Consider the following 14,530-nt stretch of genomic DNA (forward strand, 5'->3'; position numbering starts at 1 on the left):
GCTCAACCTTTTTATCCTTAGGACTAATCGTCAGCTCGTATCCTTGGTATCAGTCATTAGGCCGAAATTAATATGCATCTTTATGAGAACCTGAAATTTAATCATGTAGGGGCAACATGCCCTGTGCGGGTAAAGGCTATGGCAGCCTTTTCTGCATTTGTGTCATGATTTTTTCCAGCATCGGAACCTGTTCATAATCGCAATGTCCAGCCCCTCTTACCCAAGTGAATTTAGCATCGGAAAGTGGCTCTTTCTGTACATTTAACATTTCCTGATATAAGTGCATGGCGTTATTAAGATAAAAATTATCCATATCACCCATCCATATATTCAGCTTACCTTGTAACTTGGGCCCAAGAGTTTTCCAATTTTTTTCGGTGTATAATCGTAAGTCATACTGAGTCCATTGTGCGGCAATGGACTGATCAATTTTGCCTGTTAGAGGATCCCAAATAGTTGACGGAGAGCCGTCTTGCAGTTTTGGTCCAAACACCGCATTCCAACCTCCCCACTGACCGCCACTGTATGCAAACGATGCATTTCTGCCCATTTGGTTTTCCATCATTATTTCACGCTTTATACTAAAAATGGTTTCGCCGTCTTTTGCTCTATAAGACGGTCTTAGCATGCCATTTTCATTCACAAAGGCATTCTCGTCTTGATAAATATCGACCAACTGAAAATATTTAAAATCCACACCATCTGCACTGAATGACCATGCGCCATTAAATAAATCGGGATAGTAAGTTTGTAACGCTAAGCTGACCCAGCCGCCCGTTGAACACCCAGTGACAAACCGCGAATTAGCATGGTCTACTAAGTTAAATTGATTGGTTAAGTAAGGCAAAAACTCTTGCCAAGTGGCTTGTCCATAGGGGCCATTGTTTGCTGAATCAATTTGATATGAATCTCCTAATGGGGCTTCACCATCCAAAAATACTATGACCATTTGGGGGGTGTCGGGGGCTAACCAAAACTGTTTAAATGCTGCGTTCTCATACATATTTTGAGCTCTGTCATATCGTGCGTGATAGCCGCCAATATTAAAAATCACTGGGAAGTTTTTAAGAGGATTGTCATAATAACTGTTGGGTAAAATGACCCCTGCCCGAAGATACATATCAGCACTCCAAAACGCAGACAGCATGTCACTCGGCATTTTGACAAACTTTAAAAATTTATCGCCGACGGGTAACGTTTCCTCTGGTAGACGTTGATTTAAATCAAGGGATAACGACATATCGCTGGCACTATCATTGAGATACTCAACAACATCTGAATAGAGATTCAGCGGCGAATTAATGCGTGAATCCAGAAAGTCACTGTCGTAAATAGCTTGTACATACCACTTACCCGCAGGCAGGTCAGCCAATGAATCGAAAGGAAAACCTTTAGTCGATGTATCAAAGGTAATGATTTGTCCTTTTGACAACCCCAATAGGTCTTGTGAAAATAGTGGTTCAATATTTTTTGTTGGCCAAGCACTGTATAACCTTGGCTCTTGCTCCATTGAGCTTGAAAAAACAAGGTGCAGACGACCCTCTTTCTGTTCTGTTTGTAAGTTTGTAATCTTTACCACGACCGATTTTGCAGCGGCAGTTTTAACGCATATCTGCGACATAGTGAAAAGAATAACTACGATGACAAAGGTAAAATGGGCGTGCATTTTTTGACCTGTTTATTTTCTAGATGGGACTGGATTTAGATTACCTAAATTATTCGACTTTGGCATCCTCAGATTTGAATTGGCCAGAGGTGCACTGATACGTTAGCTAAAAAAGTCAGTGGTTTGAAGACTTATTTGGGGCTTTTATTTTTTTTAACTATCTAAAATTCCGTGAGCCAAAGTTAATCTGTGGTATTTTTATGGCCGGATTTTTAAGGGTAGGGGTTTCTAAATAGTGCAGTTGTGGCTTCAAGATGATTTATTGTCCAGAAAAGCACTTGTCCAAAGGGCATTGATTTTTTCTGCCGTTACTTTGTTCGTCATTACTTTCATTACAAATCAGAGACTAATCAAAAGATTTTAGCGCTGCAAAAAGACAGTGATACTGATGCAGTGATAACTCTGCAACAGAGGGTAGAAGTGTTGGTTGAAAGAGTTATAGTGCTTGAAAGAATTGTGACCGATAACAATTTCGACTTACGCCATGAAATTAATCAATTGTGATGTTGTTGGTATCTGACATTTATTGATAAGCAGTGGATAAAAAAACGGCTCAAAGTGAGCCGTTTATATGAATAGCTGAGTCTAAGCTCTTTGCCATTCAGGCAAATTATTTTCAAATGCTGTGATTTTATCGTCAAGCTCTAAGGTTTGACCAATAGTATCTAAACCTTTGATTAAGTTAGTTTTATGTTGCTCGGCAATCTCAAAAGTAACACTTAGGTCACCCACGCTGACTTTTTGATCTTGCAAGTTAACCGTTATTTGCGCAGCAGGATCGTTTTCAACTATTGCAAACAGTTGATCCATTGTTTCGCTGGCAAGCTGCACGGGTAACAATTGATTGTTGATACAGTTGTCGTAAAAAATGTCAGCAAAGCTGGTACCTATGACGACTTTAAAGCCATAGTCGTCTAGTGACCAAGGTGCATGTTCCCGGCTTGAGCCACAGCCAAAGTTTTCGCGGGTTAACAACACGCTGGCACCTTGGTGCTGTGCTTTGTTAAATACAAAATCAGGGTTAGGCACTTGTTCGTGCTGATCGAGGTAACGCCAATCGTGGAATAAGTGTTTACCGTAACCGCTGCGTGTGACGGCGGTTAAAAATTGCTTAGGGATAATTTGGTCGGTATCTACATTGGCCTGATTAAGGGGCATTGCGGTACCGGTGTGGATATTAATACCTGTATTAGTCATGAATCATTCCTTCTTTATCGCCAAACGGCCTATTGATAGTCGCGCACATCGGCGAAGTGACCAGCCAATGCAGCCGCTGCTGCCATTGCAGGGCTAACTAAATGTGTACGTGCACCACGGCCTTGACGACCTTCAAAGTTACGGTTGCTGGTGGAGGCACAACGGTCACCTTGTTTTAGGAAATCGTCGTTCATGCCTAAACACATTGAACAACCGGGTAAACGCCATTCAAAACCCGCTTCGATGAATATTTTATCTAGCTGTTCTGCTTCTGCTTGTTGTTTGACCGATACTGAACCCGGCACAACGATAGCGGTAACGCCTGGTGCTACCTTACCTTGTTTGGCAATCGCGGCTGCGGCGCGCATATCTTCAATACGTCCATTGGTACATGAACCAATAAACACATTATTAACCGTTATGTCAGATAATTTTTGACCCGCTATTAGGTCCATATATTTAAGGGCTTTGTTGGCTGAGTCTTTATCAATGGGATCTGAAAAATCGCTCGGCTTAGGTACCGGTTGATTCACACCTATTACTTGCCCTGGGTTGGTGCCCCAAGTCACTTGCGGTGTGATATCAGTGGCGTTTAATTCAATAATCTTATCAAAAACAGCATCTTTATCAGACATTAAGCTAGTCCAGTAAGCCATTGCTTGAGTCCAATCGTCGCCTTTAGGTGCGTATTCACGCCCTTTAAGGTAGTCGAACGTGGTCTTGTCTGGTGCAATTAAACCGGCTTTAGCGCCAGCTTCGATACTCATATTACAGACTGTCATGCGCTCTTCCATGGATAGCGCTGAAATAGCTTCACCAGTATATTCAATGACGTAGCCGGTTGCGCCAGCGTGACCGATTTTACCTATGATAGCCAAGATAATATCTTTGGCTGTAATGCCAATAGGTAAGCTGCCGTTGACCTGTACTTTCATGCTTTTGGCTTTGCTTTGTTTTAGGGTTTGCGTTGCAAAAACATGTTCAACTTGTGATGTGCCTATTCCGAACGCTAATGCGCCAAATGCACCGTGAGTAGCGGTGTGAGAATCACCACATACTACTGTCATTCCCGGTTGAATAAGCCCAAGTTCTGGCCCCATTACATGTACAATACCTTGTTTTTGATGGCCCACTGGAAACAAAACTATACCGTGTTTTTCGCAGTTATCAGCTAAGGTCTGTAGTTGTAATTTGTTTGTTGGACCACAGGCATCAAGGGCTAAAGAGCGGGTTGATATGCTGTGATCCATAGTCGCGAAGGTGCGCTCTGGGCAACGCACTTTGCGACTTTTTTCATCTAGACCTGCAAATGCTTGAGGCGTGGTCACCTCATGGATCAAATGTCTGTCTATATAAATTAATCCCTCTTCACCGGTTTCAGAGGTTTTTTTCGCATCTTTTACATATTCCACATCAACAAGATGCGCTTGCCATATTTTGTCATATAAGGTGGTAGCCATGACTATTTCCTAAATTTGTTAAATTAACGCGGCGATATAGTCGCCCACTTCACTGGTACTTTTAGCTAAATGACGCTCTTCAGGGCCGAGTAAGTCACCTGTGAGTATACTATCACCTAAGGTCTTCACTACGGCTGCATCAATTGCATCTGCGGCTGCTGTTTCGTTTAAACTGAAACGCAACAGCATGGATGCTGAGAGTATTTGTGCAATAGGGTTAGCAATGCCTTTACCTGCGATATCAGGGGCTGAACCGCCTGCGGGTTCGTACATACCAAAGTTGTCTTGATTGATACTGGCTGAGGGCAATAAACCCATGGAGCCGGTGATCATCGCACATTCGTCAGAAATAATATCGCCAAACAGATTCGAACATAACATCACATCAAACTGACTCGGGTTGCGGATGAGTTGCATAGTCGCATTGTCAATATAGATATGCTCAAGTGCTACATCTGGGTAGTCTTTCGCCACTTCTTCAACTACTTCGCGCCATAAACGGCTGCAAACCAGTACATTCGCTTTGTCTACCGAGGTAATTTTTTTGCCACGTTTTTGCGCAGCGTTAAAAGCACTAATAGCGATACGGCGAATTTCCCTTTTGCTGTAACGCATAGTGTCATAAGCAAATTGTTCCTCACCTTCGCCTTCTAACCCCTTAGGTTGACCAAAATAAATACCACTAGTGAGTTCGCGTACGACCAAAACATCAAAACCATTGGCAGCAATATCTGCTCGAAGTGGAGAGAAGGCTTCAAGGCCCGGATAAATTTTCGCTGGGCGCAGGTTACTGAATAAATCAAAGTGACCACGCAAAGCCAAAAGTGCTGCGCGTTCTGGGCGTTCCTCTAAAGGCAAATTGTCCCACTTAGGGCCACCGATTGAACCAAATAAAATGGCGTGAGCATCTTCGCAACCTTTTAAGGTGTCAGCGGGTAAGGCTTTACCATGATTATCAATGGCTAAGCCACCTACATCAAATTCGTTTAGTTGCAACGAAATATCAAATTTCTTGCTTACGGCTGCTAACACTTTTTTGGCCTCACGCATGATCTCAGGACCAATGCCATCGCCTGCCAATACTGCTATGTTGTAGTCAGACATTCTTTTTTATACCCCTGCAATCTTTACTTGTTCTTTTTGCTGGTCAATCTGATCAGCTAAATGTGTGTTGTTTAATACGTAAATCAACGCTTTGACTCCTGATTCGACTATATCGGTTGCCAAACCAATACCGTTGAAGCGACGTCCATTGTATTCAGCGACTACGGATACTTGTGCTAAGGCATTGGCACCTTTGCCTTTAGAATCAAGTTTAAAATCCACTATCTCAACCTGATTATGACCAACAACCTTGGTGATAGCGTTGTAAGCCGCATCGACTGGCCCATTACCGGTTGCAGACTCGGTGATTTCTTTATCACCCACTAACATCCTTACGGTGGCGCTAGGTATGATTTGTTTACCTGAATTGGCTTGCAAATACAGTAATTTATAATGTTCGTCTTCTTGTTTGGTTTGATTAAAAAACAACAGTGCCTCTAAGTCATAATCAAACACTTGGCCCTTTTTATCGGCTAATTTCACAAAAGAATCGTAGATTGTTTCTAAGTCAAAATCAGTGTCTTTGTAACCCAATTCGAATAAGCGATGTTTGATCACATGGCGGCCAGAGCGCGACGTGAGATTCAAATTGTTTTTGTTAATACCCACACTTTCTGGGGTCATAATTTCGTAAGTGTTTTGACCTTTTAATACGCCATCTTGATGTATGCCTGAGGAGTGGCTAAAGGCATTGGCACCCACTATCGCCTTGTTAGCCTGTACTGGCATATTGCACAAATTACTGACCAGCTTAGAAGTACGAGAAATTTCTTCACTTTTGATATTGGTGGTAAACCCAAGTTTTGCCTGACGGGTTTGCAAAATCATCGCAATTTCTTCTAATGAGCAGTTACCCGCACGTTCACCTAGACCATTGATGGTGGCTTCAACTTGCCTTGCACCTTGCTCTACTGCCGCTAAAGAATTAGCTACAGCCAAACCTAAATCATTGTGGCAATGCACCGAAATCACCGCTTTATCAATGTTGGGTACACGATTAAACAGATTCTGAATAATGCCACCAAACTCTGTGGGTGTGGTGTAGCCGACTGTATCGGGAATATTCACTGTGGTTGCGCCAGCGTTAATCGCGGCTTCTACCATACGGCATAGATAATCTATATGTGTACGGCCAGCATCTTCGCAGGAAAATTCAACATCATCAGTATAACGACGTGCATGTTTAACTGCGTTTACGGCCATCTCGACCACTTCATCTTGAGACTTACGTAATTTAGTGTTCACATGAATATCAGATGTGGCGATAAAAGTATGGATGCGGAAATGTTCTGCTACTTTTAACGACTCCCCACAAGCATCAATATCTTTAGATAGAGCTCGGGATAGGCCACATACAGTGGCATTTTTTATTTCTCGGGCGATGGTTTGTACTGATTTAAAATCACCAGGAGAAGAAACCGGGAAGCCCGCTTCGATAATGTCTACACCAAGACGCTCCAGAGCCAGAGCAATTTTCAGTTTTTCCTTAACGCTTAAACTGGCAGGTAACGCTTGTTCGCCATCCCGTAAGGTGGTGTCGAAAATTTTGACCTGGTTTGTATTGGGGCCTGACATACCTTTCTCCTAATTGTTCTGTTTGTTGGATTACACAATATAATCGCGGTTTAAAATACACATACAAAAAACCCGTGCTATGCACGGGTTTTTTGTAAACTAGTTAACGCTCGCTTACAACCTACCCGTGCAGTCTTGCTGCCAGCAGTAGTAGAGTAGAAAAAATAGCGTTATTCATTATTTGAATTCTTTAATTTGTGTGTAACAAAATTGAAGTGTATTTGTATCGCGGGAGGGGCTTTAGGTCAACTGTAAATGGCTTAAAACATATAACTTAAAAGTATAAATTGAAATATTATACCAATCCATCTTGAAAACTTCCCAAACAGTGAGCATTTTAGATATCTATCCCCATTCAAATTTGACTTGGTACACTGGGAAGGTGAGTTAACGAAAGGTCTTCCAATTTATTGATAAGGACAACAGCAATTCACGTAAAGAGAGCGCCCGTTGTTGACCTTTGCCTTTGTGATCCCACTTATGACCACAGCATGCAGCAGTTAAAATGGCTTTTGTGGGTTTGAGTAGTCTTAGGTTAAGCACATCGGCTTGTCTATGACTATCTTCAGCAAATTCGCCGTCTATGTTGAACCAACCAAATTTATTGGTATGTACACGATTGCTGCTTAGTTCGATTTTGTCTATTGAGTCCAGCTCAATATGTTCAGAGCCAAGCTGCTTAACATGCACTGCAATACTGCAACCAATTTGAATATTACTAGAAAACCACTGTTGGGTTTTCTGTGCGACATAGTTGTTAGCCATACATTTGGCTGCTTGTTTAGCTTGCCAACTGGCGTTGTGTACATCCACTTGTAATGGTGATTGGTGTTGCAACAGGCTATACGCTGCGCGCTTCACATGATGCCTAAGTCCAGCGATTTTTCGTTGTAACAGGCTGATATTACTAATTTTTTGTTGGGATAAGCTGGCGAGTTCTCGCTCATACAAAGCATTACACATTTCAGCATAATGCAACTGACATTGATCGTCAGAAAAAATATCTACCTGTTGGGAGTTTGAAATTTGCATGGTTAATTATGTGTACATTATTCTAATAAAGTTTCTAATGGGCTTCTCATATAAAGAGTTAATAAAAATCTTTATAAAAGTGCTTAAAACTAAAATGGCCAGCGTTAGCTGACCATTTTATACTCTATACCGTTGAATTTGCAGTTTTATTATCTACACATTCAATTATCTATTAAGAAACGGTTTATTGACCTTTAATTTCTTTTCGGCCGTTATAACTTACGCTGGCACCTAACTCTTGTTCAATACGTAACAATTGGTTGTACTTAGCAACACGGTCAGAACGACATAATGAACCGGTCTTGATTTGACCTGCTGCAGTACCTACCGCTAAATCAGCGATAGTCGAATCTTCAGTTTCACCACTACGGTGAGAGATAACCACGGTGAAACCAGCTGCCTGAGCCATACGGATGGCCTCTAGGGTTTCGGTTAATGTACCAATCTGGTTGAATTTGATTAGGATCGAGTTACCGATACCATTGTCGATACCGCGCTTAAGTATTTTTGTGTTGGTTACGAACAAGTCATCACCCACCAATTGTACTTTGTCGCCAATTTTCTTGGTTAAACTTGCCCAGCCATCCCAGTCACTTTCGTCAAGGCCATCTTCAATAGAAATGATAGGGTACTTTCTAGATAGGTCAGCAAGGAAATCACCAAAACCTTCAGAATCGAAGACTTTGCCTTCGCCTTTGAGATCATATTTACCATCTACGTAAAATTCTGATGCTGCACAATCCATAGCCAAAGTTACGTCTTTGTCCATCACGTAGCCGGCTTTTTCAACTGCTTCAATGATGACAGTCAAAGCTTCTTCGTTTGAACCAAGGTTTGGTGCAAAGCCACCTTCATCACCTACGGCGGTGTTTAAGCCTTTATCACTCAACACTTTTTTCAAAGAATGGAAAATTTCAGCACCAGTACGCAATGCTTCTTTAAAGCTCGTTACACCCACTGGCTGCACCATGAATTCCTGAATATCAACGTTATTATCGGCATGTTCGCCGCCATTGATGATGTTCATCATAGGCACAGGCATACTGTATACACCAGGTGTGCCGTTTAACTCTGAGATATGTTGATAAAGAGGGATTTTTTTATGGATAGCGGCGGCTTTAGCTGCTGCCAGTGAAACAGCTAATATGGCATTGGCACCAAATTTTTCTTTGTTTTCAGTACCGTCTAAATCGATCATGATTTTATCAATAGAGGCTTGGTCAACGGCATCTTTGCCTAACAAGGCTGCTTGAATATCGTTGTTGATTGCAGCAACGGCTTTTAATACCCCTTTACCTAAATACCGGCTTTTGTCGCCATCACGTAATTCTAAAGCTTCACGTGAACCCGTTGAAGCACCTGAAGGCGCAGCTGCTCTACCCATAGCACCAGAGTCTAAATACACATCTGCTTCTACTGTTGGGTTACCACGTGAGTCCATGATTTCACGAGCGATAATTTTGTTTATCTTTGACATTATTGTTGCCTTATATTAATTGTGATTCTTAAAATATTCGCCTGCGGCCTTCACAAACCCTGTAAAAAGAGGGTGTCCGTCGCGAGGTGTTGAGTTGAATTCTGGGTGAAATTGTCCAGCTACAAACCAAGGATGCTCGGGAATTTCGATGACTTCTACTAAGCGTTTGTCAGCAGATAGTCCCGTGACTTTTAATCCCGCAGCTTCGACTTTGTCACGTAAGTTATTATTTACTTCGTATCTGTGTCTATGACGTTCGTATATTTCGCTGGCACCATACATATCATGTACTTTGCTACCTGGAAGTAAATGGCATAGCTGACTGCCTAAACGCATTGTGCCCCCTAAGTCTGAGCTTTCGCTACGAGACTCTGTGGTGCCAGCTGCATCTAACCATTCGGTAATAAGACCGACAACGGGGAAGGGAGTATCAGGATCAAACTCTGTACTGTTAGCATTTTCCATGCCCGCCACATTGCGCGCATACTCAATTAATGCTATTTGCATACCTAAACAAATACCCAAATATGGGATCTGATTTTCACGAGCATACTTAGCTGCTGCGATTTTGCCTTCAATACCACGCTCACCAAAACCACCGGGTACCAGAATGGCATCAAGACCTTGTAATATTTGTTCGCCTTTGCTCTCTATATCTTGTGAGTCTATGTACCTAATCTTCACCGTCAATCGATTTTTTAAGCCGGCATGTTTTAGGGCTTCATTAACAGATTTGTAAGCATCGGGCAGTTCAACATATTTACCCACCATACCTATGGTGACTTCACCCGTCGGGTTCGACTCTGCGTAAAGTACTTGTTCCCATTCAGTCAGATCGGCTTCAGGGCATTCCAAACCAAAACGTTCAACCACTAATTCATCCAAGCCTTGGGCTTTAAGCATGGCGGGGATTTTGTAAATACTGTCAGCGTCTCTTAGGGAAATAACAGCTTTGTCTATGACATTGGTAAACAACGCTATCTTTTGTCGTTCATTAGAAGGTAAAGGCACTTCAGAGCGGCACACTAGAATATCCGGTTGCACCCCAACCGAGCGCAATTCTTTCACCGAATGTTGCGTAGGTTTGGTTTTGACTTCAGCCGTTACTGCGAGATAAGGCACTAACGTAAGATGCATAAACATCGCTCGGTTACGGCCAACTTCTACGCCTAATTGACGAATTGCTTCAATAAAAGGTTGTGATTCAATATCACCTACAGTGCCGCCAATTTCGACTATGGCTACATCTACACCTTCTGAGCCAGCAATAATCCGGCGTTTAATTTCATTAGTGATGTGGGGAATAACCTGAATGGTGGCACCTAAATAATCGCCACGACGCTCTCGCTTGAGCACTTCTTCGTATACTCGGCCTGTAGTGAAGTTATTACGTTTAGTCATACGGGTACGAATAAAACGTTCGTAATGACCTAAGTCTAAGTCTGTTTCAGCACCATCATCGGTGACAAACACTTCACCGTGCTGAATTGGACTCATAGTGCCTGGGTCAACGTTGATATAAGGGTCAAGCTTTAGCATAGTGACGTTTAAGCCTCTAGCTTCTAGAATTGCTGCAAGCGAGGCTGCCGCAATACCTTTTCCAAGTGATGAAACAACACCACCTGTGACGAAAATATAATGTGTCATGATAACCCTAATAAAGGCGTTTAAATTGAATAGGTGTTGTAAAGTGTGGTTTGAATTTCCTTGTTAAAAAGCCAAGAAAAAAACCATTACCGGACGGAGTAACATTGTACTAAAAAATGCCATCTCAGACAAAGATTAATCTAAAATAAAAGACATAAGGTATTTCAATTTAGTGAATATCATATAGCAATCACCATAAGTATTTGCTCAGAGGGTAATTACTTATGGCGATTAGTATTTTGTCTAGTACCGATTATGCCATTATGCTATATATCGCTCCGCCCAAACCACCCACTATTAATGCAAGGTTAGCGAAAAATCCCATGATAAAACCAAGGGCTCGGCTGCGAGGATCTTTGACATAACTGATATAGTAAATAGGTCGGCCTACTATAAATAAAATGCCAATTGCGGCGCCTATTGAGGGACTGACCAAATATGAAAAAATCCACAACGAAGGTAAAAATACGATTAATTGTTCAAGGGTGTTGAGTTGAACGCGGTACAGCCTTTCCCATATAGGGTTGCCTGACACAGCAGGCGCTAGCACGTTATATTTTTCCCGACTAAAACCGACTTTGAAGGCAAAAAATAAATATTCCAATAAAGCTATAAGTGTCACAATTGCTGGTAATTCCACAGTGTATCCTTTGGTTAATGTGATGGCGTTGATGTTTAATTTTCCGCAGCCAAGGTTTTTAGTTGATATAAATATTCTAACGCCTGTTTAGGGGTTAAATCGTCTGGATTAATTTGGTTTAGACTCAGGCGCAACTCATCTACAGAAGTAAGTAGGTTGAGTTGTTGCTCTTGCCTAAAAGATGGCTGATTGTTAGATACTGGTTGGCTTTCTAACTCTGCTAATTTACGTTTTGCTTGCTGAATTACACTTCTAGGCACCCCGGCTAGTTGAGCTACCTGTAAGCCGTAACTTTTGTTGGCGGCGCCTTCTTGTACCGCATGCATAAAACGGATCGCTTCTTCGTGCTCCACCGCATCTAGGTGTACATTAGCCAGTTCAGGCATATCTTCGGCTAATTGCGTCAGTTCAAAGTAATGAGTGGCGAATAATGTATAAGACTGAAGGTTGATCGCCAGGTATTCAGCACAGGCCCATGCCAGTGATAAGCCATCATAGGTACTAGTACCACGGCCTATTTCGTCCATTAACACTAAGCTATTGGATGTGGCATTATTTAGGATATTAGCGGTTTCGGTCATTTCTACCATAAAGGTCGAACGACCTGATGCTAAATCATCGGATGCACCAATACGAGTAAATATTCGGTCGATAGGGCCTATTTGTGCATTTTCAGCCGGTATAAAACTACCAATATATGCCATCAACACTATTAATGCAGTTTGGCGCATATAGGTTGACTTACCTCCCATGTTAGGGCCAGTTATTACCAACATACGTCTGTGGGGATTGACTGCAATAGGGTTGGCTATAAAGGGGGTCTTCATTACATGCTCGACTACGGGATGGCGACCTTGATCGAAGTGAATTCCACTCTTTTCGCTGAGTTCAGGGCAATGGTAATTTAACGTTTCGGCTCGTTCGGCTAAATTAGTCAGCACATCGAGTTCGGCTATGGCATCAGCGCTTTGCATCAAATTCGCTAATTCAGGCATTAATATATCGAACAGTTCGTCGTAGAGGCGCTTTTCTAAGGCCAATGATTTACTTTGACTGGTGAGCACTTTGTCTTCGTGCTCTTTTAATTCCTGAATGATATAGCGTTCATTATTTTTTAGGGTTTGGCGACGAACATAATCAGCGGGTACTTTGTCGGCGTAACTACGGCTAACCTCGATAAAATATCCATGCACTCGGTTATATCCGACCTTTAGAGTAGAAATGCCGGTACGGTCTTTTTCGCGCTGTTCTAATTCATCTAAATAATCGGTGGCCCCTTTGGACAAGGCGCGAAGTTCATCAAGCTCTGGGTTATAGCCAGTTTTTATGACTCCGCCATCACGAATTAAAACAGGGGGGGCTTCTTGTATCGCGTTGTTGAGTAAATCTGCAAAACTAGGGAACTGACTGATGTCATTTGCCAATTGCATCAAGCCAGCGTTGGCAGACTCTGCCGATTGGTCGGTGACAAAACCTTGAATATCAGGTAACAACATAAAAGCTTGTCTGAGCCTGACAAAATCTCTGGGTCTTGCTGAGCGAAGTGCTAAGCGGGCCAATACTCGCTGCATGTCTCCGACTTGTTTGAGATTGCTTTGTAATTGCGGATAATCACTATTAATAAGTGATTTAATATTTAACTGACGTTGCTTAAGTATGCTTACATTGGTTAAAGGGCGATGAAGCCAGCGTTGTAACAACCGACTACCCATTGGCGTTGCTGCATTGTCTAAGACACTGGCAAGCGTGTGTTCTTTACCACCTGATAGGTTTTGAGTTAATTCTAAATTGCGTCTAGTGGCAGCATCCATCAATACGGTATCGGATTCTGTCTCGAGCACGATATTACGAATATGGGGCAGGGCACTTCTTTGTGTGTCTTTAACATATTGCATCACGCAACCTGCCGCGCACAACCCTATTTTGTTGGCTGTAACACCAAATCCAGTTAGCTCTTTAGTACCAAACTGTTGATTTAACTGCTTAGTGGCAGTGTCAAAATCAAACTCCCACTGTGGACGGCGTCTCAATCCTTTGCGTTGTTCAATAATATGTTGGAAAGCAAAATCTTCTGGATACAATAATTCTACTGGATTGGTGCGCTGAATTTCAGCTGCCAGTGCTTCAGCATCTTTAGGTTCACACAGTGTAAAACGACCCGTGGTGACATCTAATGTGGCATAGCCGAAGTAGATGTTGTTCTTTTGTTTGACACTCACTACCGCGGCTAAAATGCTGTCTTGCTTATCTTCTAACAATGCTTCATCCGAGACAGTGCCTGGGGTGACAATACGTTGGACTTTTCTGTCTACTGGGCCTTTGCTTGTTGCAGGATCGCCCACTTGTTCGACAATGGCCACCGACTGCCCCATTTTAACCAAACGAGCGAGGTAATTTTCCACTGCATGATAGGGGACTCCAGCCATAGGGATCGCATTGCCGCCTGATTTACCTCTAGCGGTTAAAGATATATCGAGTAATTCTGAAGCTTTCTTGGCGTCATCAAAAAACAGCTCATAAAAATCACCCATGCGATAAAATAGTAATATGTCTGGATGTTCAGCCTTTATCTTTAAATATTGCTGCATCATAGGGGTGTGAGTTTGCAGCGCGGGGCTAATGGGTGTTTGCTCTGAAAAATTGTTCGATGGCATAATAGAGATTACTTTATTCTTTTTATCTGATGGCTGGCGTGACATATTCATCATTAGATATCACATATTTAGGTTGCC

At 42.3% G+C, this 14,530-nt stretch carries 10 protein-coding genes; all 10 read right to left on the reverse strand.

Going from position 1 to position 14,530, the window contains the following annotated elements:
* Window positions 1-136: 136 nt before the first annotated feature.
* The 10 genes from CXF95_RS13515 to mutS all read right to left on the reverse strand — a co-directional run bounded on the left by CXF95_RS13515 (window position 137) and on the right by mutS (window position 14,452).
* A complete protein-coding gene (locus CXF95_RS13515) occupies window positions 137-1,666 on the reverse strand; it encodes an alpha/beta hydrolase-fold protein (RefSeq protein ID WP_101199165.1) in 1,530 nt (509 codons plus the stop codon).
* 585 nt (window positions 1,667-2,251) lie between these two features.
* Window positions 2,252-2,863 (reverse strand): 3-isopropylmalate dehydratase small subunit, encoded by a 612-nt coding sequence (gene leuD / locus CXF95_RS13525; RefSeq protein ID WP_101199167.1) that lies wholly within the window; start codon window positions 2,861-2,863, stop codon window positions 2,252-2,254.
* A 29-nt stretch (window positions 2,864-2,892) separates the two neighbouring features.
* Window positions 2,893-4,323: a 3-isopropylmalate dehydratase large subunit gene (leuC, locus tag CXF95_RS13530; RefSeq protein WP_101199168.1), complete on the reverse strand. Its 1,431-nt coding sequence runs from the start codon at window positions 4,321-4,323 to the stop codon at window positions 2,893-2,895.
* Between the two features lie 18 nt (window positions 4,324-4,341).
* Window positions 4,342-5,427 carry a 3-isopropylmalate dehydrogenase gene (leuB, locus tag CXF95_RS13535; RefSeq protein ID WP_101199169.1) on the reverse strand — a complete coding sequence of 362 codons (1,086 nt, stop codon included), beginning with the start codon at window positions 5,425-5,427 and terminating at the stop codon, window positions 4,342-4,344.
* 6 nt (window positions 5,428-5,433) lie between these two features.
* Window positions 5,434-7,002, reverse strand: coding sequence for a 2-isopropylmalate synthase (gene leuA / locus CXF95_RS13540; RefSeq protein ID WP_101199170.1), 1,569 nt, complete (start codon window positions 7,000-7,002; stop codon window positions 5,434-5,436).
* Window positions 7,003-7,389: 387 nt separating this feature from the next.
* A complete protein-coding gene (locus tag CXF95_RS13545) occupies window positions 7,390-8,034 on the reverse strand; it encodes a hypothetical protein (RefSeq protein ID WP_101199171.1) in 645 nt (214 codons plus the stop codon).
* Window positions 8,035-8,218: 184 nt separating this feature from the next.
* Window positions 8,219-9,511 carry a phosphopyruvate hydratase gene (gene eno / locus CXF95_RS13550; protein ID WP_101199172.1) on the reverse strand — a complete coding sequence of 431 codons (1,293 nt, stop codon included), beginning with the start codon at window positions 9,509-9,511 and terminating at the stop codon, window positions 8,219-8,221.
* Window positions 9,512-9,526: 15 nt separating this feature from the next.
* Window positions 9,527-11,158, reverse strand: a complete 1,632-nt coding sequence (locus CXF95_RS13555) for a CTP synthase (protein ID WP_101199173.1) — start codon at window positions 11,156-11,158, stop codon at window positions 9,527-9,529.
* A gap of 253 nt (window positions 11,159-11,411) precedes the next feature.
* Window positions 11,412-11,798: an MAPEG family protein gene (locus tag CXF95_RS13560; protein ID WP_101199174.1), complete on the reverse strand. Its 387-nt coding sequence runs from the start codon at window positions 11,796-11,798 to the stop codon at window positions 11,412-11,414.
* A 35-nt stretch (window positions 11,799-11,833) separates the two neighbouring features.
* Window positions 11,834-14,452: a DNA mismatch repair protein MutS gene (gene mutS / locus CXF95_RS13565; RefSeq protein ID WP_198556585.1), complete on the reverse strand. Its 2,619-nt coding sequence runs from the start codon at window positions 14,450-14,452 to the stop codon at window positions 11,834-11,836.
* Between the last annotated feature and the right edge of the window lie 78 nt (window positions 14,453-14,530).

It is taken from the genome of Paraglaciecola sp. MB-3u-78 (genome assembly GCF_002835935.1).
Lineage (GTDB): Bacteria > Pseudomonadota > Gammaproteobacteria > Enterobacterales > Alteromonadaceae > Paraglaciecola.